A 25,236-nucleotide genomic window follows, 5' to 3' on the forward strand; every position below is an offset into this window, starting at 1 on the left:
CTATACCTTTTTTGAGCCATCTCTTTTTCACCACCACCATTCATTTTCGGGGTTGACTTTTAATAGTTAATCTTTCTCAGTACTGATACAATGGCATTTAGTTTTTCGCTGGAAACCGCAGAAAGGACGGTGGGCAATATAGCAAATCTACAACTGCCCTGGTTATATTTCCCCTCGATCCGTTGGATTACCGAGTGGTTATCCAGCACTGTAAGCGCTCGCTTCACATCATCCATGTTGGGCTTTGCCGGTAAGATGGCATAGTCTGTCACTACTTTTTCCAAAAGATCCCGAACAGAACAGACGGCGTCCTGCGCCAATCCCAGTCGCTCAAGGTTTTCCTCATAGAGCATACGGATTGCCAGAAGGATAGCGGTTTCTTTCTTGTTCAAATTGCAACGATTGGCTTCGTCTGTGTTCAGAACATAAAAATACCCGTTCAAATCGTCCTTGCGCAGATCCCAATCCAAAAAGGCCAAATACTCCTGTATCGCCTCAAAGTGGGCAGAGAGAAACACATAGTCCGGATTGTTGACCCGCCCCACCCCTGGTTGGTACACGGTTCTTACCACATAGGTGCGGCTGAGGAGCTGATTGCAGACGGCCTTGAAGCGGTCGAGTTCCTTTTGTGTTGCAGTACCAAACCACTCGAAACTCATTTCTTTCCCTCCTTGCGCGTAATTTGAAGCTGTGGAATGGTGTATGCATTTTCGGTAAATGTGCCTTCCAGCTCTCGGACCACAAAGCCCGCCTCGGGATCGCGACCAGTGAGCACAGCCAACATACTCATAATATAAGCCCGATCGTCCGACAGCCCCATATCTTTAGAATAGCAAACTCCACGATCTCCCAGCCATTTTTCTACGTATGCCGCAATGGCGGACCGGCCATACTCTGTTCGAAGTAATTCCAATACCTGCGCCTCTGCCGCTGCATCCAGTTCTGTTTCCTCGATCAGCACCGGAGCTGTCTTCGTCCGTTTTCCGGGTCGCTTTCGATACCAAAGGCTCTTATAAGAAAGGAAAGACTGTCCATAGATCTGAAATGCAGGCTGGATCCGATCCACCAGCTCGGAATCTTGATGTTTTCCTCCAAGGGCATTCAGAAGGTAATTGAGATTTCCACGAACAGAGAAATCGCGATTTGTCAAATTCTCTAATTTCTGTGTCGTTGCTCTGGTATATCGGCGCACCTGGCGATCAATCTCATCCAGATACTCCGATTCGATGCTGTCATAACAGTCCTTTACCTCAAAAATCTTTTGCAGCAGATCCCGCCGACAGTCTGCCAGTGCGGTACCCCGCCGATCCTGTAACGCTGCGTTCGCAAGAGCTGCCAGCAGCGCATCATCTTCGGCCCAGTTTGTAAGGATTGTCTGGATTGGAACCCGGTACTTTGGAACTGAATCCTTAATTTTCAGAGGCCGAATATAGGCCTCTACCACTTTCTGCCCAAAATCATCAAAATGTGAGGCCAGAACATCATTCACTTCCTGCATCTTCATTTGTAATTGAAAGAAGTGCTTTACGTTGTGATAGACCATTTGAAGCAGTTGGAGCAGTGCCTGGGTATTATCGTAGGCATTGTAAACCGCTGCCATCTTGTCATAGATGCTGCCGCTCTCATCGGCCACTTTCAGGGTGGAGTACGTGCTGAACACATAGGAATAGCCGCGAATAGGGCTGTCATCCCGCAGTTGATGGAACAGCTTCAGAAGGGAGCTGCTGTAGCCAGGAACTGTAATATATTCATCAAAGTCCTCGCTGCGCTCTTTTTCGAACCACCCTTTGCTGTATAATTTACGAATCAGAAATCTGGCACGACCTGAAATATCCCTCAGTTCTTCCTCATCAATGTCCTCCCCCTCAAATGTAGCATCGGCCAGCTGCTGCTCCAATTTGCTGCGAAGCATGGAGTACAAGACATGCTCTGGGATTTTCAAATTATCTCGGTATGCTTCCCAAAGCACATCAAGTGCGTCAGCATACAGTGCACGATTTGGCGAAGCCAAAACAGAAAATAATTCAGTTGGGATACGCTCAAATAGGTTCATCGCAATCCCTCTCTTATAGGAGAAATTTATGACTGGAATTCTAATCAAACTTAACGATCGACCAGATATTATATTTGAAAATGGGACTTTCTACGGTGGATTACATTGTGGGGAATGCTTGTCTGTTTTTAAAGAAAATGTAGGGTGGGTCCCAGTGCGGCTGGAATTTACCGACGACTGGGTGTTGGTGGATGGCGGCAGGGCCAAAATATTCCCAGTTCCGTATGGAGACCGCGTCATGCTGTAAGTGTACTATCCCACCACCAATTTATTGGTTTTTTTCAAAAACTTCGCCGGAATTGGCCGTTCCAGCTTCCAGGTGATATTCATGGGTCTGCTCCCCTCGTGCTTCACATAGTCGGCCGCCCCCAGGAAGGTGTAGGCCGCTGCACCTCCTGTGATCCGGTCGGCCTTAAACTCCCGGACGAACAACAGCACTTTGCTCCCCCATTCCCGGTGATGGATATACCGCTGTCCAGTGGGTGAATCTGCCGCCGTGGTGCTCTGGCTCTGCCAATGGAACAGGCTCTCATTGATGGAGTAGTCGTTGTACATGGTGGTGGGCGAGTAGTCCTTATCCGCCTTATTCAGCGTCACAAAGAACACGTCCAACTGTTTCTCCGGCAGCCACTTCACGCCCTCACGCACTGTGGCCGGTTTCAGGAAATCCAGTGCCACCAACAGCTGGTCCCGGGTATAGGTGCAGTGGAGATCCAGCGGGCAGTCAAAGCCCAAGTCCACCGGCTCGTCGATGAAATCGATCTGTTCATACCGATAGCGGAGCAGGGCCAGAAGCTCCCCCAGTAGTACAGGGCTGTCCGAGAGAGCATACAGATTGTCCAGCACCTCGTCGGATGCCCAGCTCTCCGCCGCCTTGCCCCAAACGGTCACATAGAACATCTGGAGCATCCTCTGCTCCAGCTCACTCAGCGCCGCGAAGTCCACATCGTCCAGATGGGGCAGCAGGTCCAGCAAAAAGCGTATCCACCGTCGGGAGTCCACAACGGCCAACCGGCCAAAGGCTTTTGTCAGTGTTTCCTCCATCGGTTCGCTGAAATCCTCCATCACATCCGCCCGGGCGCAGATGCGGGAAAAGGAGGAGAACCTGTAAATTGCCCTGGGGTCCAGGTGGTAATACTCCAGAAAGTTGGCCAGAGTCAGCTCCAGCCCGCTGTCCTCCGCAAAGCTGGCCACTCGGGATACCAGCCCGGCGGTATTGCCGTAAGAGGCACGGATGTTCTCCAGAATATACTTGGCGGCCTTCTTCTCCAGCTGTATGTAACAGCCCTTGGGTGCGGAAACAAACCCGTCCTTGATCTCCCGGGTCACACTGCAGGTGGTATTGCTCAGCAGGGCGGCAAACTTGTCCTCGAAGTTGTACCGCTTGTTGGCCTGGCCGATAAAGTCCAGCACCGTCAGGCATTCCTTATCCTCCGCCAACCGCAGGCCACGGCCCAGCTGCTGGAGGAAGATGGTCAGGGACTCAGTGGGCCGCAGGAACAGTACGGTGTTGACCTCCGGGATGTCCACACCCTCGTTGTAGATGTCTACCACGAAGATAAAGCGAACCTCACCGCCTACCAGCCGCCCTTTAGCGTTTTTTCTCTCCTCATCGGAGGATTTTCCAGTCAGGAAAATGGAGGGAATTCCGCGGTCGTTGAAATAGCGACACATAAACTCCGCATGCTCAATGGACACGCAGAAGCCCAACCCCTTCACCTCGTCGATGTCGGTCACATACTTGAGAAGGGAGGACACCACCAGGTCGGCGCGGCGGTTTGCCACGGCGCCGCTGAAGGTGTAAAGCTTGGAAAGCTCCCCCTTATCGTAACCGCCAGCGGTCCATTTCAGCGTGTTCAGATCCACCGTATCGGTGACGCCGAAATACTGGAAGGGGCACAGCAACTTGCGGTCAATGGCCTCCGGCAGACGGATCTCGGCGGCGATCCGGTTATTGAAGTAGGGCAGCACGCTCTTGCCGTCCATGCGTTCCGGGGTAGCGGTCAGGCCCAACAGGATCTGGGGCTGGTAGTAGGACAGCAGCTTCTGGTAGGTGGGCGCTGCCGCATGGTGGAACTCGTCCACCACGATGTAGTCGTAGAAATTCGGGGCGGTCTTGGCGGCAAAATCCTGGGAGTTGAAGGTCTGAATGGACAGAAACAGGTGGTCAATGCTCTCTGGCCGGTAGCTGCCCACAAACAGCTCCCCGAAGTTGGCGTCCTTCAAAATCGCCCGGAAGGTGTACAGGCTCTGCCGCAGGATCTCCTCCCGGTGTGCTACGAAGAGCAGCCGACAGGGCTTGCCGGGGTGCTGTTTGCAAAATCGCTTGTAGTCCAGCGCGGAGATCACCGTCTTGCCGGTACCAGTGGCGGCCACCACCAAGTTGCGGATGTAGCCCCGGACGGCGCGCTCCGCCTCCAGCTTGTCCAGGATCTCCTGCTGGTAGGAGTAGGGCGCGATATCCATGGTGTACACTTCGGCGTTGTTGGCGTCGAAGTATTTTTCCGCCTTCAGCGCCCGGGCCAGCCGTTCCTTTTGATCCTCGGAGTAGTACTCAAACTCGCTGGAGTTCCAGTAGCTCTCGAAGGTGGCGGCAATCTTGTCGATGGTCTCCGGCAGATCCCGGCGGGTGACCTTCACATTCCACTCCAGACCGCTGGAGATGGCGGCATTGGACAGGTTGGAGGAGCCCACATAGGCCGTGGTGAAGCCGGTGTCCCGGTAAAAGACATAGGTCTTGGCGTGGAGCCGGGTGCGCTTGGTGTCGTAGCTGACCTTGATTTGGGTGTTGGGCAGGGCACGCAGCTCCTCAATGGCTTTCACATCGGTGGCCCCCATGTAGGAGGTGGTGATGATCCGTAGCTCTCCTCCGTTTTGGGTGAACTCCCACAGCTCGTCCATCAAGAGCCGCAGGCCGCTCCATTTGATGAAGGACACCAGCATGTCGATGCGGTCGGCGGAGACGATCTCCTTTTTCAGCTCTGTGTACATCTGGGGCTCATGGATGGCCCCGGTGAACAGGCTGCTCTGTGCGATGGAGGTCTCCGGCCGGCTCAGGTCGGCCGCGGTTTTACCTACCGCCAGCCGGGGGTCTTGCTCCCGTAAAAGCGCAAGAAGCTGCTCTGCCCGCTGGTCAACGCTCAGCGCGGCAAAGTCAGCTTCCTGGGTTGTGTTCTGGATGAGAGTCACGATCTGGTTGACGAGGCTGATCTGCGTGGAGATATCTCCGCCGTTATCCGCCACATTCTCCAGGCCTTTTTGCACCACATCCGCCAGATACTGCGCCAGCACCTTGGAGGCCTCCGCCTTGTCAATAGGCGCAAACGATTTACGGGCGTCGGGAATCTCCGAAAGCTCGCGGTTCAGGGCAGTATTGATGATTTGTTCGTAAATGCCGGGAGATAGCATATCGTTCACGCTTCCTATCTTCGCTTTTAGGATGTATATTGTACTTAGTATAACTGCAATTCTAAAATCCCACAAGGACGGATTAGCAGGTAGCAAGAAAACGATCCTGCTTTTACCGCACCCCAATTTCCCACTATTAGAGCTTAGTTTAGCATAATCCTTGTCCAATAAACAGGACTATCACCTTTGTTGTAGTAGAAAGCGGATGATATAAACAATGTACACCTTCACGATAAACGAAAAAACGGTATCCATTTTCCCGAGTTTGGAAGCAAATGCCCCTATCTGGAACAGGCCGGCCGGGAGTCACTGCTTTTGCTGAAGGGAGAAAAAATCGTAGGCACTGCCAGCTGCTGTGCCAGTCGGACGCCGGAGCTGGCAGGCTGGGGTGAGATCGTTTCCCTCTATCTTCTGCCCGAATACTGGGGGAACGGCTGGGGAAAGGCACTGCTTTCCGCCGCAGTGAAGCAGTTGGAATCCATGGGCTAGGCCCGGTTTCCATAGACCACCACCAGAATGGCCATTGCGCCGTTGGCGCGGATGCGCTCCAGCCGTTCCGCCGCGATGGCCGAGACCCGGCCGCCAAAGGAGGGGACGGCCACGACACAGACGTCCTCTTTATCCAGAGAAATCTGGGAAAAATCCATGTTGGCATCAGTCAGGTCAATGGTGCTGACCTCCCGCCCGAATACCTCCGCAAAGGGAGCGGCAGCCTTTTTTGTGCCTCCCGTGGGGCTGAATAGGATTTGATAGATCCTCATTTGTGTTCTCCTTCTTCCTGATAGGTCGGGCAGTGTTTCATCTGCCGGACGGCATCCTGCAGCAGTTCCGACACAGCCAGCAGGCTGCTGCTTGCAGAATCCAGATAATAGTAATTTTTCGTCCCTTCCCGCCGGAATGTGATGATCCCCGCATCCTTCAGAACCTTTAGATGGTGGGACACCGCCGCGCGGGAGAGATTCGTGCTTGCTTGGAGTTCTCCCACCCGCAGACCCCCTGTTCCGCAATTCTCAATGAACACCCGGAGAATAAGCTGGCGGGTCTCGTCTCCAATCGCGCAGAACGCTGGGCGGCAGGCCTGGAATTGCTGCGCCAGCTGATTGCCGCTCGTTGGTTCAGCCATTTGTTCACCTCCGTCCTCCATGATCGACGCGCATGAACCATTATAGCATAAACTACAGCGCGCGGATGATTGGTCAAGAAAATCGAGTTCATTGGGACACTGACCGATCAACCATCAGGCCAGGGGCAACAGCCAGTTGCTTTGCTTTTTGTTCCCAGTGTGGTATGCTTCGGGTAAGGTGGTGATCAATATGGAACCCAAAGAGATCCTTCTGGAGCTGCGCGCCAGGCGCGGCTTTTCCCAGGAGCAGCTGGCAGAAAAGGTCCACGTGACCCGGCAGGCGGTTTCCCGCTGGGAGACCGGCGAAACGGTGCCAAATACGGAAACGCTAAAGCTGCTCTCCAAACTGTTTGACGTCTCCATCAACACCCTGCTGGGCTCGCCCCGGCAGCTGGTCTGCCAGTGCTGCGGCATGCCTCTGGAGGACGCTAATATCAGCCGGGAGCCGGACGGCGCTTTCAACGAGGCGTACTGCAAGTGGTGCTATACCGACGGGAAATTTGTCTACACCAGCCTGGAGGAGCTGCTGGATTTTCTGGAGGGCCACATGGCCAATGAAGCCTGGCCCCCGGAACAGGTCAGAGCCTACTTTGCAGCCCAGCTGCCAAAACTGAATCATTGGAAGCAGAGATAAGCAAGGCTCCCGCCCTCGGAATTTCAGAGGGTGGGAGCCTTGCTTTTATGCGGCCCGGATGTCTCTCTGCTCGGGTATGGAATTTTGCGCAGACTTGCAGTATAATGACCCAGGCATCCTGTTTTACCCATTCCGGAGGAGATCCAATATGACCTTTTATGAATTCGGAGAGGATACGCGCCCCCACATCATGCTGATCCACGGCGGTGGAAACGCTTGGTGGAACTACCTGCGGCAGGCCCGTGTCCTGGCCCAGCACTACCATGTGATCCTGCCCACGCTGGATGGCCATGGCGGGGCATATCAAACGCCCTATGTTTCCACCGAGCGAACCGCCGACCAGCTCATGGACTATATCCAGCGGCATTGCGGCGGACATCTCTTCGCCCTGTGCGGAGTTTCCTTGGGCGGCCAGATCGTGATGGAGCTTTTGGCACGGAAGCCGGATCTTACCGAAAAAGCCATCGTTGATGGCAGCCTTTGTTACCCGCAGCCCATGATGGCCCGGTTCTGCATCGCCTCGGTATGGCTGTTTGGATGGATGCTGTTCAGCGAATGGGCGTGCCGCCTTCAGCTGAAGCTTATGTCCAAGCTGCTGCCCAAAGAGATGACCTATCCCCGGGAGATCCAGGAATACTATCTGCGGGAGATGCCCAGAACGCCGCGAAAAACCTTATACACCATGTACCGGACCTATATGGCGCAATACCGCGTGAAAGAAAGCGTGAGAAACAGCCATGCCCAGGTCATGTATTGGTACGGGGAAAAGGAGATGAAGTGCGTCAAGAACTCCGCCCGTATGTTCCAGCGGCTGCTTCCCACCTGCCGGATCTACGAGGCAAAAGGATACGGGCACGGCTATCTGTCCGTCTATCTGCCGGAGGAATGGCTGCGCATCGCACTTCCTTTCTTTGAAGGCAAAGATCCCAATGCCCCCGGCAAATAGCCGCACATAGGAAACAGGCATTTTATGTTTTGGTGTACCAGGTATACAATAGAAACAAATGTATAAGGAGGAATCGCTATGCGCAAGAATTTTGGAGCCAAGCCCTGGACTTATCCCCAGCCGGTCTTTATTCTGGCCACCTACAATGAGGACGGCACCCCCGACGCCATGAACGCGGCCTGGGGCGGCATCAGCGAGGATAAGGAGCTGAGCATGTGCATCAGCGCCGAGCATAAGACCACCGCCAACATCCTGGCCCGCAAGGCGTTCACCGTGAGCATGGCCACAGCGGAGCAGACAGTGGCCTGCGACTATGTAGGCATTGAGTCCGGCAATAAAGTGGCGGACAAGGTGACAAAGGCCGGCTGGCACACCACCAAGTCGGAGTTTGTGGACGCGCCCCTCATCGATGAGCTGCCCATGGCGGTGGAGTGCCGCCTGGTGAGCTACGACCCGGAGAGCTGCCGTCTGGTGGGCGAGATCGTCAACGTGTGCGCCGACGAGTCCGTTTTGGGCGCTGACGGGAAGATCGACCCGGACAAGCTGCGGCCCATCACCTTTGACCCCATCCACAACGCATACCGGGTGCTGGGCGAGAAGGTGGGCAACGCCTTCCGGGACGGCGTCAAGCTGAAATGACCGGCTGATTTGCTCTGAGACAGAAATGAGGGACAGAGGCGTGGCCTCTGTCCCTCATTTATTTTGACCGCCGATTACCACCGCCCCTTCTTCTGCCGCCTGCGGAAGTCCTCCTCGATGGCGTCCTTCCAGTGCTTGTCCAGGGGCGCGCTGCACCGGACAGCGGCCACCGCCTGGCCCACCACCTCGTAGTTGAGGCGGGTACCCACGCTGTCGCAGTGGTAGTTCACCGCCCGGTCAGGAGCGATGCCCAGATGGCCAGCCGTCTCCACCGCAGCATAAATACTCCTGTACTGTGCTGCTGGGAGCAGAACACAGCATTGGAGTAATCTGCTTTCATGGACCGGTCACCGGGGGTAAGCGGGCTTCATTTGCTTCATATGATGGACAATGATGAACCTCAGAAAGCGAACATAGCCAAGTGTCCGTTTAGCATAGCAGAGTGAAATATTTTACTGCATTTATTCGCCGGAACCCAACAGCCAAGACTTTCCAAATTATTATCCGGTTGTACATAAGGAGATCATAATAGTGCATATAATTAGACTTAAAGGTCATTTTCGGAGGCTATTTTTACTCTTAACGAATCCCGTATAGCTTTAATTGCTTGCGGACGCTTAAGATAGTTGTCGTTACCGGTAATAGTTGCAGCAAGTTCTTCTGGCGAGGCAGTCGTAATCAAGTTGAGATACGACATAGCCCGAGAGGTCCCTACATAAAAAATATTTCGCTTTCTATCATTTTCAAAAGTTTCGCTATCAATGTCAATGCATATGACTGCCATTGCCTCAAGACCTTTGAATTTGCGAACGGTTGTGAACAATATGCCATTACTATTTTTATCCTTTGTTAGCATATAACCCCCGGATAGACGGAAATCATCCTCTGTAAGAATGGACTTTCCCTCAGGCTTCATGGACAAAACAACTATATCTGTCCCAGCTAATCCAGCTGAAATATACTTACGGATAAGTCTGCAAAGATATTCTTTGAGAATCGACTTGTCTTCAGCAAAGAACAAATTTGGTTTTATGGTACCGCCAACCGCGCTTTCCCGCCTCATCCTAATTCGATTTTCATCAATTCCAATGGGCCGTGTGGATGTAATGGCAATTTCTTTTGTATTACGGCAATTTCTTGATAAAACCAGCCTGCAGTCCATCTTATCAAGCCATTCTGGGTATCGCAATCCCTGTACAAACTGGTTCCTATCATAAAAAACATAGAAGTTACCATGATGTGCCTGCGCAATATCATGCAGCAATTGCAGGTGTATATCCGCAAAATCCTGTCCTTCATCAACAACAATATGTTTGAAGGGCAACTCATATTCATCCCAATCCATCAGAAACTCCGAAATTGTATCCGTACGTTCATCAGGTGATCGAGTAAATGCACCCGTAAAGGCACCGACAAGGCCATCCAGAGTAAAGAACGAAATATTGGTCGAATCGGGGCAGGTTTCTTCGAGATGAGTCTTCAAGAAACGATTAAAACATAGGAACAGGACACGATCCGTTTGGGCCAGATTCTTTGCTTTTTGTATCGCCAAAACTGTTTTTCCCGTTCCAGCGACACCATGAATCGCCGCCTCTTCCTGCTCCTCAAGATAATCCAGCAAGTACATTTGCTCTGTAGTCATCCTCCGGAACAACGCTTTTGCAGCCAGAGTCCTGCTGCGCATAGTTTGAACTACCCCAAATTCTGGAGCCAATGTATCAAGCACTTTGGATGTCATCTCTTCAGACGGCTCAACTTTTCGCACATCATAGGGAGCTGCACGCAAGTTCTTCCACTTTGTAAGATGAGTTATCAGAAATCACTTCAGGTAGGTCTGAAAGAAGTTCTGAATCTTATCAAAGGGGATGACTTCCAGATTATCATACAGATCTGTATGCACGGCACCGGGGATAATCATCAGTTCCTTGTTGTCCGGATTCGGGTTTCCTGCCAGCATTTGAGCATAGGCATCACGACCCATGTAGCAGGAGTGTGCCCGCTCTCCGTGAAGGATGAGCACCGCCGAACGGATTTCATTGGCATACTGAAGAATGGACTGGTTCAAGAAAGACAACGTACCAATGGAATTCCAACCTTCATTGGAATTCAGGGAGCGGGAGTGATAAGCCCGGCCCTTGTAATATTCACTGTAATCCTTCACAAAGAAAGGTACATCTTCCGGCACAGGCAGAGCTAAGCAGCCACCCGCCCGTCCATATTCGCCGCTGCGATAGATTGCCGTCCGCGCAGCACTGTAAGCCTCACGGGACTGATGGCGGGCCTCCTCACTGTCGGATTCGTCAAAGTAACCCTTAGCGGCGATGCGGCTCATATCGTACATGGTGGAAACCACAGTAGCTTTGACCCGTGTATCGATGGCCGCTGTGTTTAGAGCCAAGCCACCCCAACCGCAGATTCCCAAGATACCAATACGCTCCGAATCCACATTACCCTGAACGGAGAGAAAATCCACCGCTGCCTGGAAATCCTCGGTATTGATATCTGGAGAGGCCGTGTATCGGGGGGCCCCACCGCTCTCGCCGGTGAAAGAGGGATCGAAGGCTATGGTCAGGAATCCTTTCTCTGCCAGAGTTTGGGCATAGAGGCCCGAACACTGCTCTTTTACAGCGCCGAAGGGGCCGCAGACTGCAATAGCCGCCAACCTTTCCTGTGCGTCCTTTGGCTTGTACAAATCCGCCGCCAGGGTGATGCCATAGCGATTGAGAAAGGTGACCTTCTCGTGATTCACACGATCACTCTTGGGAAAGGTCTTGTCCCACTCTTGGGTAAGATGAAGTTTTTCCGGTTTCAACATATTCAATTGCCTCCTAGCTTGGATAATTTTTGTCAACAAGTGGTATTGGGTGGAATCCCCTTGAAAATGAAGTTAAAAAGCGCATTCTCCTAGCATGCACCTTTGTGGCCATATGGTCACTCTCCTAAAGAGAAGGTAACCGATACATCTCCACTGCCCAGGGCATCCGTCCAACCGGTGAGGTCGTCGATCTTTCCCAGTCGGGTGTAACTCCAGGAGTTAGAGCCGTAGAAAATAACGATCTGACTGCCTTGGTAAAGCACAATGTCCCCCGCCTGGGTGGTAGTCTGACTATTGCTGGCAGGCAAATTGGCGCCCAGCTCCCCTACCTTTTCAAAACCGGCATACTCGCTCATCTGGAGTGTCAACGGGCCACTCTCCATCATTTTCACCAGCGCGTCCACAGCGGCGTTGTCCTCCAGGGTTGCGGTAAAGGTATGCGCCCCAATGTGCACATTCATCTTCATCTCTGCATTCTCCTCCGTATCTCCGGGCTCTTGTCCCGGAAGCTGTGAAGTTTCATTTTGAGCTTCCTTCACGGGCGGCGCATCCAACTCACTCTCCGGAGCGGTCGTTTCATGTTCCGATTGCACATCAGAAGACATACCGAGCGACTGCGGTGCCGTCTGCTGTTCGCTACCACAGGCGAACAGCACTAAGGCCATCAAACAGCATAGCAGAACGGGGATTGATTTTTTACTCAATTGTATCACCGCCTCTTTTGATCTATGGATCTGCTTACATGCAGACCACTTGATTTTGGAGTCCCACTCGCCGGCCTCAGAGAACCATTTTATTCTTTCCGGGAGTGGCGCTTTTCCATCTGATAGACCAGATAATCCAAACAGTCGATTCGCCGCTCTTCTTTGTGCAGGCATTCCAAAAGTTTGCGCCGGTGATCAGCCAACAGTTGCAGCTGCTCGCGATATTGACCGGATCGTTCCAACGCTAGAAAGTGCTCCGCAAATTTGGCATTACATCCTGCGTCTTTCAAATTGTCACGCAGGGACTGCGCTGTCGGTTGCACAGCCGGTACTTCCTGATGTCTCATAAGCTTTTACAGGAAGGCGCCATTGCACACCTGGATAACCTGACCACGGACGGCTTTTCCCATTTTGCTGGCCAAGTACAGGCAAGCATATGCTTGATCCATAGGGTCGCACTCCGGGCCAGGAAAGTAGACGAAATGGCCGCTATGTTTCAGCATCTCCGCACCGCCAGGCTGCTCTCCGGCCTTATTGGCCAGATGGGCCGGGGTAACGGTGGAGCCGGGTGCTACGGCATTGCAACGAATATTGGTGTCAATGAGCCGCATGGCCACATTCTTGGTGAGCGTGTTCAGCGCCCCCTTCGTGGAGGTGTAGGTAGCACCGCAAAAGGGACGTGTACCATTCACCGAGGAAATATTAATGATGACACCATCATTTTTGGGCAGGAAAATTTTCAGTGCCTCCCGGATATACCGCATGGGTCCGCCCAAGTTGGTATTCATCACATACATCATTCACTCATCATCGGTTTCATCGATCATTTTCTGCTCTCCGATACCGGCATTGTTGATCAGAATATCCACATCGCCGAACTCCTGCAACGCTGTTTGAAAGACCTTTTTGGTGTCCTCGGTAGAGCACACATCTGCTACGACCCCTACCGCTTTTCCGCCCCTTGCACGGATTCCATCCACCACGTTATCGAGCTGCTGAGCATGGCGGGCAGTGATTACCACCGCAGCTCCCTCATCCGCGAAGAGTTCCGCCATGGTGCGTCCCATACCGTAACTGGCTCCGGTGATGACGGCAACTTTTCCCTTCAACATCTGTTGTTCCATATTCGTGACCTCTTTTCTGAATGTTGGCTCCATCTTGTCTCTGTCTATAGTTTAAATCCGACCACTATGCAAAACAAATACTTATATACAATACAATTCCATAATTGACACTTATAGAAAAAGTCAATATACTATGCTCAAAGAGGTGATTGCTGTTGGAATTGCGTACTCTGCGCTATTTTCTTACCGTGGCCCGGGAACAGAACATCTCTGCAGCGGCAGAATCCCTGCACATCTCCCAGCCCGCTTTGTCCACTCAGTTAAAAGTGATGGAGGAAGAGTTGGGAAAGCAGCTTTTGATCCGGGGCACCAAAGGTTCCAGAAAAGTCGTTCTCACAGAAGAAGGCATGATTCTGCGCAAACGAGCGGAGGAGATTCTCTCTCTAGTACAAAAGGCAGAGGATGAGATCACCCATTCCGATGAAACCATTGTGGGCGATGTTGTGATCGGTGCCGGAGAGACCGACAATGTGCGTTTGCTGGCTCAGGCTGCAAGGGATCTGCAAAAACAATATCCAGATATTCACTACCACATCTCCAGTGGAAACGCAGAGTATGTGTTGGAATATCTGGATAAGGGGTTAATCGACTTCGGTCTGCTGTTCCGGAAACCGGATAAAAAGAAATACGAGTGGCTTCCTCTGCCCGTAGTGGACACCTGGGGCGTACTGATGCGCCGGGACGCCCCACTGGCCCGGAAGGCAGTTATCCGTCCGGAAGATCTGTGGGAATTGCCGCTTATCATCTCCCATCAGAAGGGGGAGGACCACCGTCTGGCCCAGTGGATGCGGAGAGCACGCTCGGAATTAAATGTTGTGGCAACCTACAATCTGGTGTTTAATGCCTCTCTCCTTGTGGACGAGGGGCTGGGCTACGCCCTGTGCTTTGATAAGCTAATCCACACGGATGGAACCAACCTGCGTTTCCGTCCATTTTCTCCCATCTTAGAATCGCCATGCTATATTGCTTGGAAGAAATATCAGATTTCCTCCAAGGCAGCAGGAAGATTTCTTCAGTCCGTGCAGAAAGTGATCTCTGTGCAACCGTCAGGACACGAAGTTGCCGCTTTCGATCCAGTGCATTCGGCGTTTCTGGAAGAGGATATTTGAGCTGCCGCCGTCAGTCCAGATGCAATAATCACCCATATAGAAAATCCGCGAGGCGGGTTTGATGACAGTTTTGGCCACAGAATTTTGTGCGTCAGACAAACATGCGCACGAAAAATCGGGCAGCGGCGGCTGCTTTGCGATATGCTGAATTCAGAAGGACGGTGTGAACAATGGATTGGGTAGCAAGCATTCATCAGGCGATCCAGTATATCGAACAACATCTCCGGGAGGAGCTGACCATTCAGGATATTGCACGGCAGGCGGCCTTGTCTCCCTTTTATTTTCAAAAAGGGTTCGCTATGCTGTGCGGTATGACAGTGGGCGACTATATCCGACAGCGCCGGCTTTCCGTCGCCGGGCTGGAGGTCCTCACGACGGACCGGAAGATCATCGACATCGCGCTGGAATTTGGCTACGATTCTCCGGACAGCTTTACCAGGGCGTTTACCCGCTTCCATGGGCTCACACCTGCCGCACTGCGAAAAAGCGGAGGCGCGGTTCGTTCTTTTGCTCCGCTTCGAATCAAAGTGACATTGGAAGGTGGTCAAAACATGGATTGCAAAATCATGAAAAAAGAAGCGTTTACAGTGCTCTGTCGTGCAAAAACATTTAAGTATGAGGACGGCGCGGTGGCAGTGCCCCGGTTCTGGGCCGAACATTTTGCCGCAGACGGCGGTCATACAGTGTGCGGCATGTACGGCATCAACCTGGACGAGCGCATGGGCGGCAACGAGTTCGAGTACCTCATCGCCGACAACTACGATCCTGCAAAGGAAGTTCCCCAAGGATTTACCACCCGCACCATTCCTGCTCACACCTGGGCGGTGTTCCCCTGCACCGGCCGAATGCCCCAGGCGCTGCAGGGGCTGAACCAGCAGATTTTCTCCCAGTGGCTGCCCGCGAACCCCGACTACAAGATTGCTGCCGGCATCAACGTGGAGATGTACAGCGATGCCAGCAAGTTCGAGCAAGGCACGCAGGACCAGGAGTACTACTGTGAAGTTTGGATTCCGGTGGAAAAAAAGCAATAAATCTCGGCGTACTCCCTTCTATTCTATAAAGACGGGACCTGATGTCCCGCAGGGAAGAGAGCGCTGAAGAAATGGCAGACCCGCAATTTTGGTGCCGAGCACCTCAATTGCGGGTTTTGCATGTTGCCGGTTGACGGCAGAGGGATCACTGTCTATAATATATCTATTCGATATATTGGAGGACATTATGGAATATCTGCTTTTGGGGCTGCTGATCCTCTCTCCCATGACAGGATATGAACTGCAGCAGTTCATCAAAAAAAATCTGGCTTTAATCTGTTCTCACAGCGCGGGCAGTGTTCAGACGGCACTTTCCAAGCTGGAGAAAGAAGGGAAGGTGACGGCCAGCGAAATTCTGACGGGCAAGCGCCGCAAAAAGAAATTTTTCATCACAGATGCCGGGCGCAGCGCCTTTTCCGGCTGGGTATCCCAGCCCATGCAAGCGGAAAAAGTGAAGAATATGGAGTTGGCCCGGCTGTTTTTCGCCGGACTTGCCCGGCCGGAAGAACGCCTTGCGGCAATCCGGGACTACATCCGGCAAATGAAGGGAACCTGCCAGATTCTTTGCGCTATCCGGGAGCAGTTTCAATATCTGAACCGCCGGGAACTTCCGCCGGGGACCGATTGGCCGCAGGTGCTTCGCTTTCAGGGTTATACGATTCAATACGGCATTGCTGCAGCCGAGTTTGAAATCAATTGGTACAGCCGCCTTCTGCGCGAATTGGAGGAACAGCCATGAAAATTCTTGTTTTGAACGCCAGCCCCAAGGGACAGAATTCGACAACGGTCCATACCGCCCTGTATTTGCAGGCCTTGCACCCGGAACATCATTTCACGGTCGTTCCGGCAGGACAACGCATCCGGAATTATGAAAAGGACTTTTCTCCTCTGCGTGCAGAACTGGAACAGGCTGATCTTCTGCTGTTCTGCTATCCGGTTTATACGTTCATCGCCCCTTATCAGCTTCACCGTCTCATTGAACTCATCAAGGCCGACGGCGTGGACCTCTCGGGCAAATTTGCCTCTCAGATCACCACTTCAAAGCATTTCTACGACGTGACAGCCCACCGCTATATAGAGGAAAACTGCTTCGATCTTGGAATGAAGGTGGTGCGGGGGCTTTCTGCCGATATGGATGACCTTCTGACTGAACAGGGGCAGCGAGAGGCGCGAAACTTTTTCGATCAACTGCTGTTCTCCTGCGAACACGGCCTGTTTGTCACGCCGCCGCCCCGCGCACCGCGACGGGAGAAACCGGTTTACCAGCCGGTGCTGCCCGTTTCCTCCAAAAGCAGCGACAAGGATGTGGTCATTGTTACCAACTGCGCTCCCGAAGACGAAACGCTTCGCAATATGATCACCGATTTTCGCGCGGCCCTGCCTTTTGAAAGCCGGGTGGTGAATTTGCGGGAGTTTCCCTTTGCAGGCGGCTGCCTTGGGTGTTTCGGCTGCGCCATCACGGGAAAATGCGTTTACAAGGACGGATTTGATGAATTTCTGCGCAATACGATTCAAACGGCAGACGCCTTTGTCTATGCCTTCACCATCTCCGGCCACTACACTCACTCCAGTTTTAAATGCTATGATGACCGGCAGTTCTGCAACGGACACCGCACCGTCACCCACGGCACCCCGATCGCCTATCTGATCAGCGGAGATTACGCGTATGAGAGCAACCTGCGGATGATTGTGGAGGGACGCAGCGAAGTGGGCGGCAACTATCTGTGCGGTGTGGCCACGGACGAAGGCAACACCGCGGCCGAGCTCCGGACTCTGGCCGATTTTCTGGCGTTTGCCCTGGAGAAGAAACTGTCCCGCCCGGCCAATTTTTACGGAGTGGGCGGCATGAAAATCTTCCGGGACCTCATCTACGTCATGCAGGGTATGATGAAAGCGGATCACAAATTCTACAAGGAACACGGCATTTATGATTTCCCCTACAAACAGAAAAAGCGCATTCTGCAGATGAAACTGGTCGGTGCACTGATTTCTATCCCGTCGGTACAGAAAAAAATGAAAGGGCAGATGAATCAGTACATCATCGGGCCTTACCAACAGGTTGTGGAGCAGGCAAAGGGGATGCGCAAATGAAAAAAGAACAGCGGACTCACCGCAAAAGCTGGCTGCCGGGATCGTACTGCTGGCGCTGGTTGTCTGCGCAGGTGGATTTTTCTGGTACGTATCCGATTACTATCCTGCAGAAGATGTGGCACTGGAAGTGATGGCGCAGGACAACGGCATCACTGTACAGGACCGGTTGACGGTCCTCTCCCCCTCCTGCCCTGCAGACACTGCCATTCTTTTTTATCCCGGAGCCAAGGTGGAAGCGGAGGCTTATCTGCCGCTGCTGGATCAGATCCGCCAGACCGGAGTTACCTGCATTTTAGTGCACATGCCCTTTCACATGGCGATTTTTGACGCCAATGCCGCGGAAGAGATCATCCCTCAATTTCCCGAAATTCGTCACTGGTACATTGCCGGGCACTCCATGGGCGGTGCCATGGCGTCCAAGTTTGCATCAGAGCATCCTGACCAGGTGGATGGTCTGATTTTGATGGGCGCTTATATCTACGGAGATTATCCGGATGAAACGACTTTGACCATTTACGGTTCTCTCAACCAAAGCGTGGAAGACCACATTGACTATACGGAAAACATTGTGGAAATCGAAGGCGGCAATCATGCTCAGTTCGGAAATTACGGACCGCAGAAAGGGGATCTGCCAGCCACCATTTCCGCCCGGGAACAGCAGGAGCAGACGGTGGCTGCCATTGAAGCCTTTCTGGCGCAGCAGGCGCAGAATTCCTGAAATCATCACAACATTGCAAAGATGTTGTTCCGTTTTGAATGAAAAACCTCTATGATCAAATTATCAGCTGCAGCAAAAGATCATACAGAGGAGAGAATATTATGAATACTGATAAAATTTACGCAGAAGCCATTGCCAATGAATACGCCCCTAAAGATACTTCCAAAGTTGTCGCGCTGAAAAAGCTGGACCGAAAGGCTAAAAGTCAAGCCAACATCTTCGCCTACACCTTCGGTGTTGGGATGACCCTGATTCTGGGCCTTGGAATGTGCCTTTCCATGCGGGTAGTGGGAAGTGGCAGCGTCGTTATGACAGGCATCGGGATTGTTTTGGGGATTCTGGGATTCGTCGGCGTAGGTATGAATTACCCGATTTACAAAAAACTTCTTCTTGCCGGCAAGGAAAAGTACGCTTTTGAAATTGTCCAGCTGGCCCGAGAGATCAGCGAATCAGCCGAATAAGAAAGGAAGGCAGGCCGCAGATGAATAAATCGCAGAGCAAATACTTCAATACCGCCCTGCGCATGGACGAAGCACTGATTACACTGCTGGAAAAGAAAGAACTGGAATACATCACGGTGAAAGAAATTTGCGAAACAGCCGGGGTGAACCGTTCTACCTTTTACCTGCACTACGAAACCATCTCCGACCTGCTGGAGGAGACCGTGGCGATGATCAACGAACGCTTTCTGTCTTATTTTCCTCAGACAGAAGAGGCGGTTCTCGGCGGCATGGGACACCGGGAACTGAAAGATCTCGTTCTGGTTTCCCGTGAATACCTGCTTCCATACCTTCGCTTTATTCGGGACAACAAAAAAATTTACCGCGCGGCGTTTCGAAACCCCACCAATATGCAGGCAGATGCGCGATATGGTGATTTGAAAAAGCACATTTTGGGTCCGATTCTGGAACGCTTTCAAATCCCAGCGGCGCATCGCCCGTATTATATCGCCTATTATATAGAAGGGATTATTGCCATTGTCAAAGAGTGGCTGCGGCAGGGCTGCGCCGATGACCCGGAAATCCTGGCGGATATTATTGAAAAATGCGTGCACGCGGACAGCGGAAAATAACGCGGCAGACGCACTTTGCAAAAATGCAGGTATGGAGGTACCCAATGAAACGAATTTTACCGTTTGCAATCTTGTTCTTGCTGCTTGTCGGCTGCAGTGGAAGCGGAGCCGGCAGTTCCTATCAGCAGATCACACAGGAAGAGGCCAAGGAGATGATGGATACGCAGGAGGTCATTGTCCTGGATGTACGGGAGCAGGACGAATACGACAGCGGCCACATCCCCGGAGCAGTTCTTCTTCCGGTTGGCACCATTGAAGAAGATACTGCCGCCCAAGTGATTCCCGAAAAGGATTCCACTGTTCTGGTCTACTGCCGAAGCGGAAACCGCAGCAAGACGGCATCCGCCGCGCTGGCAGAACTGGGCTACACCAGCATCTACGAATTCGGCGGCATCAACACCTGGCCCTACGAGATCGAGTCATGATTTTTTCGGCAAAAATGCGGAGTACCCCGCCCATGGGGTACTCCGCATTTTTGTTTCTCTCGAAGGAAGGCCAAATCGTTTCCGACACATTCTCACTCTGGATGCACGTTGTTCATTGCCGATGCTTGCGCAGCAAAAGACTGCGTTACCTTTTTTCGTACACCAGCTCTACAATCCCGTTGGAGTGGCTGGTCGCCACCAGTGCCAGCGGACACGCCTGCGGCAATTCCGGAAAAAGCCGCACGCCTTTGCCCAGCACGGTGGGGATCACTGAAAGCCAGAGCCGGTCAATGCGCCCCTCTTTCAAAAGCTGCCCGGCCACAGACGCGCCGCCGCAAATCCAGATCGTTCCTTCCCGCTCAGTCTTCAGTTTATCCACCAGTGCGGCTGGCTCTCCATTCCACATGCGGATTCCGTCCCGCTCTTGTTCCCGCCGGTGAGTCACCACATAGCAAGGGCGGCCCGGGTAAGGCCAGTTGCCCGGGGCAAGCTCTGTGACAATTTGATGGTATGTGGCCCGGCCCATGACAATGGTATCTACCGTTTCGTAAAAAGAAGGATAACTGCCGGGTGCGGCCGGCTCACTGCCGTCGCCTCTCAGCCAGTCCACGCCGCCCTGGTCGTCTGCAATATATCCGTCTACACTGACGGCGAGATACAAAACTACTTTTCCCATAACCGTCCTCCTTTGTTCTTATTGTATCCAACGCTCTTTCAAAACACAACCCGGAGAAACATGACAGACTGTTGTCCGGTTTCTGTGCTATAATGCAAATGAAGACGCGAAGGGCGGTGGAACGGCATGAAACTGGATCGGTTGATCGGCATTCTCTCTCTTTTGCTTCAGAAAGAACGGGTCACTGCCCCGGAACTGGCAGAGCAGTTTGAGGTTTCCCGGCGAACCATTCAGCGGGACATTGAATCTCTGTGCCGGGCCGGGATTCCCATCTCCACCTCGCAGGGTACGGGCGGCGGCATTTCCATTATGGAGGGATACCGGGTCGACCGCACACTTCTCACCGCTCCGGAGATGCAGGCCATTCTGGCGGGCCTGCGAAGTCTGGACAGCGTCAGCGGCACCCGCCGCTATGCCCAGCTGATGGAAAAACTGTCTGCAGGAAACGGCGGACTGGTGGCCGGCGGCGCCCACATGCTCATCGATCTCTCTTCCTGGTACAAAACCAGCCTTTCACCGAAAATTGAGCTAATCCAAAACGCTATCGAGCAGCATTGTACCATCCGCTTTTCCTACTTTTCCCCCAGGGAAGAATCGGTGCGGACCGTCGAGCCCTACTACTTGATTTTCCACTGGTCCACCTGGTATGTCTGGGGCTGGTGCCAGACCCGGCAGGATTTTCGTCTGTTCAAGCTCAACCGGATGACGGAGCTTTGTGCCGGAGAGGTGTTCTCCCTGCGCCCCGCACCTGTGCCCGACCTGAACCCGGAACGGGTTTTCCCGGTCAAGTATCAGGTCACTGTTCTCTTCGACCCTGCTTGCCGCTGGCGGCTGGTGGAAGAGTACGGTGCGGACAGCTTTACCCGGGCAGCGGACGGCCGGCTGCGATTCACCGGCGGATTTCCCGACGCGGACAGTGTGCTCAGCTGGGTTTTGACTTTTGGGGAGAGTGCGGAATTGCTGGAGCCGGCGGAACTGCGTGCTCGGCTGGGAGCTTTGGCCCAAACGCTGGCCGACCGCTATACAGGGAGGGAATGAGTATGGCATCCCATCAGGATTTTGTGGACTATGTGGCCGAACAGCTGCGGGCGGCCGGCATGATCCGCAGCCGGAAAATGTTCGGTGAATACGGCCTTTACTGCGACGGCGTGTTTTTCGCCGTCATCTGCGATGACCAGTTTTTTGTAAAGATCACCCCGCAGGGCGAAGCGGCGTTCCCCGACCTTCCCAGAGCCCCGGCTTACGAGGGGGCCAGAGACTCCTTTCTGGTAGAAGACGTGGAAGACCGGGAATTGATGACAGAGCTGGTTCGCATTACCTGTGAAGCGCTGCGAAGCACACCCCAAAAGAAAGCGAGGAAGTAGCCATGCCCTTTGATTACAAGAAAGAGTATCGGGAATTTTACCTGCCGCCCAAAACGCCGGGCATCGTCCGGGTTCCCGCCATGCATTTTCTGGCGGTACGCGGCCAGGGCGACCCCAACGAAGAAGGCGGCGCCTACAAACAGGCCATCGGGCTTCTGTACGCCGTGGCCTTCACCATTAAAATGAGCAAACTGGGCAGCCACAAGCTGGACGGTTATTTTGATTATGTGGTGCCGCCGCTGGAAGGCCTTTGGTGGCAGGAAGGCGTTCACGGTGTGGATTATGCCCGCAAAGAGGCATTCCATTGGATCTCCCTCATCCGCCTTCCGGAATTCGTCACAAAAGAAGCCTTTGACTGGGCTGTGCGCCAAGCCACGGAAAAGAAGAAACAGGATTTTTCCCCGGTGGAGTTTTTCGTCTGGGAAGAAGGGATGTGCGTTCAGTGCATGCACATCGGCCCTTACGACGATGAGCTTGCCACGGTGTCTGCCATGGATGCATACGCCCAGGCACAGGGTTATACGGCCGACTTCGGGGAAGGACGGTTCCACCATGAAATTTATTTGAGCGATGTGCGCCGCTGTAAGCCGGAACGGCTGAAAACCGTGATCCGCCATCCAGTAAGGAGCGTTTTATGAAGGGTTTTACACGAGAAGAACTTCGTTTTTCCCTGTGCGGACTGAACTGCATTCTGTGCAGTATGAATGTGGGCGGCCACTGTCCCGGCTGCGGCGGCGGGGCAGGCAACCAGAGCTGTGCCATTGCCCGATGCTCTCTGGAACACGGCGGCTTCTCCTTTTGCTGGGAGTGCCCCCAATACCCCTGTTCCCGTTACCAGCACTTTGATGACGGAGATTCCTTTGTGCCCCACCGAACCCGAAAACAGGACGTCGCCTCGGTTCGTGAACAGGGGCTGGACGCACACCTTGCCCAGCTGCAGGAAAAGCGTTTTATTTTGGAGGAACTTCTCGCCTGTTACAACGACGGACGGCACAAAACACTCTTTTTGACTGCGGTCTATCTTCTCCCCCTGGTGGAAGTGCGAAACGTCATGGCGGAGCTGGGCCGCCGTCCGGAACTGGCGCAGCAGTCCGCAAAAGAACGAGCGCTTGCTGCATCCGACCTGCTTCAAAAGGCGGCAGACCGCCGGGACATTTGCCTGAAACTGACTAAAAAGCCAAAGGAGCAGTGAATATGGCCCTTTCCAAAGCGACGGTTTTCTTTGCCTGCCCGGTGGAACAGGTGTGGCGCACGGTAACCGATCTTTCCCGCACCGCCTGGCGAAGCGATCTTGTAAAAGTGGAAATTTTGGACGAGTGCCACTTTGCCGAGCATGACAAAAGCGGTCACGTCACCCGCTTTGCGGTGACTGTTCGGGAGCCGCTCCGGGTCTGGGCCTTCACCATGGAAAACGAGAACATGACCGGCTCATGGGAGGGTGTCTTTGAGGCAGCGGCAGACGGCACGCGCCTGCACTGCACCGAATGCATCAGGGCCAAACACTGGTGGATGCGCCCCCTGGTTCCCGCTTATTTGAAGCACCAGCAGCGGCTGTATCTGGATGACCTGAAAAAAGAACTTCTGAAATAAGCGTGCCTTTCCCGGCCCCGCTGTGTTATAATGCCGGTGAGCCGCGGCTTGAGGCGACCGTTTTTTCGAAAGGAGTTTCCTATTTTGTATACGCAGGAAGAACTGACCGAGGCCAAACACCAGATCGACTCCACGCTGCACAAATTGCGGGAGGTGGTCCAGACGCTGGAAAGCAAGAACGAACCCGCCCGGTATAAGTCTCAGATCACGCTGGCCAAACGCCGCATCCAAGCATTTACCATTGCGAATGAACTGATCGAGCGGGAACTAGATAGATAAACACCGGAGAGGAGGACCGCCATGCGCATTCTGATGCTTGGCAACAGCCTTACGACTGCCAACAACATGCCCCGGATGCTGGCCTCTTTGACCGGCGCGGAAGTGACCGTGCATGCCCGGGGCGGAGCGCGGCTGGCGGAACAGCTGAATCCCCGCACCCGATTGGGCGCCCGGACCCAGGCGGTGCTGTGCAGCAAATGCTGGGACTATGTGGTGCTTCAGGAGATGAGCCACGGTCCTCTGACTTGCCCTGAAAAATTCTTTTCCAGCGTAGAGCAGCTGTGCGGGCAGATCCGGCGCAGCGGGGCAGTTCCCCTTCTCTACGCGACCTGGGCCTACCGGAAGGGCTGTGCCAAACTGGCGGCCAAAGGCTGGGATTATGCGGAAATGGCCCGAGGACTCTCGGCGGCTTATGGCAGAGCAGCTGAGCAGCAGCACACCCTCATCGCCGATGTCGGCCGGTCTTTTTACGAACTGGCGGACGTTGAACCTCTTTACGCCGCAGACGGCGTTCATCCCAGCGAAGCGGGGTCCCGCATTGCCGCCTCTCTCATCGCCGCGGCGATTCAACAACACAAGGAGAACCTGTTATGATTCGAGAAATCTGCAAAGACGAAGCATTTTTGGCGCAGAAAGCGGAACCTGCCACACCGGATGATCTTTCCGTTGCCGCCGACTTACTGGAAACACTGGAACATCATCAGGACGGCTGTGTCGGCATGGCAGCCAATATGATTGGTGTGAACAAGCGCATCATTGCCTTCGACAACGACGGCACCTACCTGCTTATGTTCAACCCGGAGATTCTCAAACGTTCCGGGCCTTATGAAGCACAGGAAGGCTGTCTTTCTCTCAGCGGCGTTCGGCCCGCCAAGCGGTGGAAGTCCATCAAGGTTCGCTGGCAGAACGAAGCCTTCCAGGAGCGGCAGAAAACGTTCACCGGCTGGACCGCGCAGATCATCCAGCACGAAATCGATCACTGCGAGGGCATCATTATATGAAAAAATGCAGAATTACCGTGATGCGCATCACGCAATACACAGACCTGATGGCCCAATATGAAAACCCGATCTCGCATGCATGCGACATGGAAGAGGGGCAGGTCTTCATCGCCAACGGCTGGCAAAAGCCCGCGGGCTTTTGCCAGAGCGCCTGGGACACCCTCTCGCCCTTTGTGCTGGCGCTGAGCCACGGCGGAAAAAACTTTTACGACGGCTGGATGAAAAACCCTCGCTCGGCCATGCTCTCCTGCAACGACGGCTTCCGCCCGGTGAGTTTTCTGGTGGAAGCACTGGACGAAGATGCGGACTGAAAATCAAAAAACGCCTGAGCGAATGCTCAGGCGTTTTTTTCAGTTTGGGTGAATTATACTATCAAGTGCAACACTTTAGGGAAATAAAAAGGAGTTCATACAGCCCCCTGTGGTAGAATGAAG

The 25,236-nt window shown here is 53.4% G+C and carries 33 protein-coding genes and 1 pseudogene; 22 read left to right on the forward strand and 12 right to left on the reverse strand.

Features of this window, described 5'->3' with window-relative positions; translation table 11 throughout:
- Window positions 1-59: 59 nt before the first annotated feature.
- On the reverse strand, window positions 60-659 hold the full coding sequence (locus WMO24_RS00465) for a DUF4194 domain-containing protein (RefSeq protein WP_349214082.1): 600 nt from the start codon (window positions 657-659) through the stop codon (window positions 60-62).
- A complete protein-coding gene (locus WMO24_RS00470; RefSeq protein WP_349214083.1) occupies window positions 656-2,053 on the reverse strand; it encodes a Wadjet anti-phage system protein JetA family protein in 1,398 nt (465 codons plus the stop codon). The genes WMO24_RS00465 and WMO24_RS00470 overlap by 4 nt, the downstream gene beginning before the upstream one ends.
- 28 nt (window positions 2,054-2,081) lie before the next feature.
- On the opposite strand from WMO24_RS00470, the gene WMO24_RS00475 reads away from it, so the two are divergent.
- Entirely contained in the window at window positions 2,082-2,300 is a 219-nt protein-coding gene (locus tag WMO24_RS00475; RefSeq protein WP_349214085.1) for a DUF5348 domain-containing protein, read from the forward strand.
- A 5-nt stretch (window positions 2,301-2,305) separates the two neighbouring features.
- On the opposite strand, the gene WMO24_RS00480 is transcribed toward WMO24_RS00475, so the two are convergent.
- Window positions 2,306-5,461, reverse strand: coding sequence for a DEAD/DEAH box helicase (locus tag WMO24_RS00480; protein ID WP_349214122.1), 3,156 nt, complete (start codon window positions 5,459-5,461; stop codon window positions 2,306-2,308).
- A 285-nt stretch (window positions 5,462-5,746) separates the two neighbouring features.
- On the opposite strand from WMO24_RS00480, the gene WMO24_RS00485 reads away from it, so the two are divergent.
- Complete coding sequence (locus tag WMO24_RS00485; RefSeq protein WP_349214124.1) at window positions 5,747-5,950, forward strand: GNAT family N-acetyltransferase; 204 nt, start codon at window positions 5,747-5,749, stop codon at window positions 5,948-5,950.
- On the opposite strand, the gene WMO24_RS00490 is transcribed toward WMO24_RS00485, so the two are convergent.
- Window positions 5,947-6,222, reverse strand: a complete 276-nt coding sequence (locus tag WMO24_RS00490) for a hypothetical protein (RefSeq protein WP_349214086.1) — start codon at window positions 6,220-6,222, stop codon at window positions 5,947-5,949. The two genes, WMO24_RS00485 and WMO24_RS00490, sit on opposite strands and share 4 nt — an antisense overlap.
- Window positions 6,219-6,584 (reverse strand): ArsR/SmtB family transcription factor, encoded by a 366-nt coding sequence (locus WMO24_RS00495; RefSeq protein WP_349214087.1) that lies wholly within the window; start codon window positions 6,582-6,584, stop codon window positions 6,219-6,221. Before WMO24_RS00495 ends, WMO24_RS00490 begins: the two co-directional genes overlap by 4 nt.
- A gap of 190 nt (window positions 6,585-6,774) precedes the next feature.
- Here WMO24_RS00495 and WMO24_RS00500 point away from each other — a divergent pair, with 190 nt between their 5' ends.
- The 3 genes from WMO24_RS00500 to WMO24_RS00510 all read left to right on the forward strand — a co-directional run bounded on the left by WMO24_RS00500 (window position 6,775) and on the right by WMO24_RS00510 (window position 8,803).
- Window positions 6,775-7,218, forward strand: coding sequence for a zinc ribbon domain-containing protein (locus WMO24_RS00500; RefSeq protein WP_349214089.1), 444 nt, complete (start codon window positions 6,775-6,777; stop codon window positions 7,216-7,218).
- Window positions 7,219-7,366: 148 nt separating this feature from the next.
- Window positions 7,367-8,164, forward strand: a complete 798-nt coding sequence (locus WMO24_RS00505; protein WP_349214090.1) for an alpha/beta fold hydrolase — start codon at window positions 7,367-7,369, stop codon at window positions 8,162-8,164.
- A 78-nt stretch (window positions 8,165-8,242) separates the two neighbouring features.
- Window positions 8,243-8,803, forward strand: a complete 561-nt coding sequence (locus WMO24_RS00510; protein ID WP_262669878.1) for a flavin reductase family protein — start codon at window positions 8,243-8,245, stop codon at window positions 8,801-8,803.
- 74 nt (window positions 8,804-8,877) lie between these two features.
- Here WMO24_RS00510 and WMO24_RS00515 read toward each other — a convergent pair whose 3' ends face one another.
- The 6 genes and pseudogenes from WMO24_RS00515 to WMO24_RS00540 form a co-directional block, all read right to left on the reverse strand.
- Window positions 8,878-9,033 carry a hypothetical protein gene (locus WMO24_RS00515; RefSeq protein WP_407881634.1) on the reverse strand — a complete coding sequence of 52 codons (156 nt, stop codon included), beginning with the start codon at window positions 9,031-9,033 and terminating at the stop codon, window positions 8,878-8,880.
- Between the two features lie 317 nt (window positions 9,034-9,350).
- On the reverse strand, window positions 9,351-10,541 hold the full coding sequence (locus WMO24_RS00520) for an ATP-binding domain-containing protein (RefSeq protein ID WP_349214092.1): 1,191 nt from the start codon (window positions 10,539-10,541) through the stop codon (window positions 9,351-9,353).
- 81 nt (window positions 10,542-10,622) lie between these two features.
- Complete coding sequence (locus WMO24_RS00525) at window positions 10,623-11,615, reverse strand: alpha/beta hydrolase (RefSeq protein ID WP_349214126.1); 993 nt, start codon at window positions 11,613-11,615, stop codon at window positions 10,623-10,625.
- A gap of 119 nt (window positions 11,616-11,734) precedes the next feature.
- On the reverse strand, window positions 11,735-12,223 hold the full coding sequence (locus WMO24_RS00530; protein ID WP_349214094.1) for a cyclophilin-like fold protein: 489 nt from the start codon (window positions 12,221-12,223) through the stop codon (window positions 11,735-11,737).
- Window positions 12,224-12,411: 188 nt separating this feature from the next.
- On the reverse strand, window positions 12,412-12,645 hold the full coding sequence (locus tag WMO24_RS00535) for a hypothetical protein (protein ID WP_349214096.1): 234 nt from the start codon (window positions 12,643-12,645) through the stop codon (window positions 12,412-12,414).
- Window positions 12,646-12,675: 30 nt separating this feature from the next.
- Window positions 12,676-13,479, reverse strand: a pseudogene (locus WMO24_RS00540) (SDR family NAD(P)-dependent oxidoreductase).
- A 122-nt stretch (window positions 13,480-13,601) separates the two neighbouring features.
- Between WMO24_RS00540 and WMO24_RS00545 the strand changes: the two are divergent.
- The 8 genes from WMO24_RS00545 to WMO24_RS00580 all read left to right on the forward strand — a co-directional run bounded on the left by WMO24_RS00545 (window position 13,602) and on the right by WMO24_RS00580 (window position 19,892).
- On the forward strand, window positions 13,602-14,555 hold the full coding sequence (locus WMO24_RS00545) for a LysR family transcriptional regulator (protein ID WP_349214098.1): 954 nt from the start codon (window positions 13,602-13,604) through the stop codon (window positions 14,553-14,555).
- A gap of 170 nt (window positions 14,556-14,725) precedes the next feature.
- The gene (locus tag WMO24_RS00550) at window positions 14,726-15,586 is read left to right on the forward strand and encodes an AraC family transcriptional regulator (protein ID WP_349214099.1); all 861 of its coding nucleotides are present in this window, start codon (window positions 14,726-14,728) and stop codon (window positions 15,584-15,586) included.
- A 187-nt stretch (window positions 15,587-15,773) separates the two neighbouring features.
- Entirely contained in the window at window positions 15,774-16,325 is a 552-nt protein-coding gene (locus WMO24_RS00555; RefSeq protein WP_349214100.1) for a PadR family transcriptional regulator, read from the forward strand.
- A complete protein-coding gene (locus WMO24_RS00560) occupies window positions 16,322-17,677 on the forward strand; it encodes an NAD(P)H-dependent oxidoreductase (protein WP_349214102.1) in 1,356 nt (451 codons plus the stop codon). Before WMO24_RS00555 ends, WMO24_RS00560 begins: the two co-directional genes overlap by 4 nt.
- Entirely contained in the window at window positions 17,646-18,395 is a 750-nt protein-coding gene (locus WMO24_RS00565) for an alpha/beta fold hydrolase (protein ID WP_349214103.1), read from the forward strand. The genes WMO24_RS00560 and WMO24_RS00565 overlap by 32 nt, the downstream gene beginning before the upstream one ends.
- Window positions 18,396-18,496: 101 nt before the next feature.
- The gene (locus WMO24_RS00570; RefSeq protein WP_349214105.1) at window positions 18,497-18,856 is read left to right on the forward strand and encodes a dihydropteridine reductase; all 360 of its coding nucleotides are present in this window, start codon (window positions 18,497-18,499) and stop codon (window positions 18,854-18,856) included.
- A 20-nt stretch (window positions 18,857-18,876) separates the two neighbouring features.
- On the forward strand, window positions 18,877-19,467 hold the full coding sequence (locus tag WMO24_RS00575) for a TetR/AcrR family transcriptional regulator (protein ID WP_349214107.1): 591 nt from the start codon (window positions 18,877-18,879) through the stop codon (window positions 19,465-19,467).
- Between the two features lie 44 nt (window positions 19,468-19,511).
- On the forward strand, window positions 19,512-19,892 hold the full coding sequence (locus WMO24_RS00580; RefSeq protein WP_349214109.1) for a rhodanese-like domain-containing protein: 381 nt from the start codon (window positions 19,512-19,514) through the stop codon (window positions 19,890-19,892).
- Between the two features lie 145 nt (window positions 19,893-20,037).
- On the opposite strand, the gene WMO24_RS00585 is transcribed toward WMO24_RS00580, so the two are convergent.
- Window positions 20,038-20,568 (reverse strand): dihydrofolate reductase family protein, encoded by a 531-nt coding sequence (locus WMO24_RS00585; protein WP_349214110.1) that lies wholly within the window; start codon window positions 20,566-20,568, stop codon window positions 20,038-20,040.
- A 126-nt stretch (window positions 20,569-20,694) separates the two neighbouring features.
- Between WMO24_RS00585 and WMO24_RS00590 the strand changes: the two genes are divergently transcribed.
- The 9 genes from WMO24_RS00590 (at window position 20,695) to WMO24_RS00630 (ending at window position 25,113) form a co-directional block, all read left to right on the forward strand.
- Window positions 20,695-21,606: a helix-turn-helix transcriptional regulator gene (locus WMO24_RS00590; protein ID WP_349214112.1), complete on the forward strand. Its 912-nt coding sequence runs from the start codon at window positions 20,695-20,697 to the stop codon at window positions 21,604-21,606.
- A gap of 2 nt (window positions 21,607-21,608) precedes the next feature.
- The gene (locus tag WMO24_RS00595) at window positions 21,609-21,932 is read left to right on the forward strand and encodes a TfoX/Sxy family protein (RefSeq protein WP_349214113.1); all 324 of its coding nucleotides are present in this window, start codon (window positions 21,609-21,611) and stop codon (window positions 21,930-21,932) included.
- A 2-nt stretch (window positions 21,933-21,934) separates the two neighbouring features.
- A complete protein-coding gene (locus tag WMO24_RS00600; protein ID WP_349214114.1) occupies window positions 21,935-22,570 on the forward strand; it encodes a GyrI-like domain-containing protein in 636 nt (211 codons plus the stop codon).
- Entirely contained in the window at window positions 22,567-23,124 is a 558-nt protein-coding gene (locus tag WMO24_RS00605; protein ID WP_349214116.1) for a DUF3795 domain-containing protein, read from the forward strand. The genes WMO24_RS00600 and WMO24_RS00605 overlap by 4 nt, the downstream gene beginning before the upstream one ends.
- Before the next feature lie 2 nt (window positions 23,125-23,126).
- Entirely contained in the window at window positions 23,127-23,522 is a 396-nt protein-coding gene (locus tag WMO24_RS00610; RefSeq protein WP_349214117.1) for an SRPBCC family protein, read from the forward strand.
- Between the two features lie 84 nt (window positions 23,523-23,606).
- Entirely contained in the window at window positions 23,607-23,801 is a 195-nt protein-coding gene (locus WMO24_RS00615; protein ID WP_435413672.1) for a hypothetical protein, read from the forward strand.
- Window positions 23,802-23,822: 21 nt separating this feature from the next.
- Window positions 23,823-24,395 (forward strand): SGNH/GDSL hydrolase family protein, encoded by a 573-nt coding sequence (locus WMO24_RS00620; RefSeq protein ID WP_349214118.1) that lies wholly within the window; start codon window positions 23,823-23,825, stop codon window positions 24,393-24,395.
- Window positions 24,392-24,802 (forward strand): peptide deformylase, encoded by a 411-nt coding sequence (locus WMO24_RS00625; protein ID WP_349214120.1) that lies wholly within the window; start codon window positions 24,392-24,394, stop codon window positions 24,800-24,802. Before WMO24_RS00620 ends, WMO24_RS00625 begins: the two co-directional genes overlap by 4 nt.
- Window positions 24,799-25,113, forward strand: a complete 315-nt coding sequence (locus tag WMO24_RS00630; protein WP_349214121.1) for a TIGR04076 family protein — start codon at window positions 24,799-24,801, stop codon at window positions 25,111-25,113. The genes WMO24_RS00625 and WMO24_RS00630 overlap by 4 nt, the downstream gene beginning before the upstream one ends.
- The last annotated feature ends 123 nt before the right edge of the window (window positions 25,114-25,236 follow it).

The sequence above is a fragment of the Ruthenibacterium intestinale genome (assembly GCF_040096265.1).
Lineage (GTDB): Bacteria > Bacillota > Clostridia > Oscillospirales > Ruminococcaceae > Ruthenibacterium > Ruthenibacterium komagatae.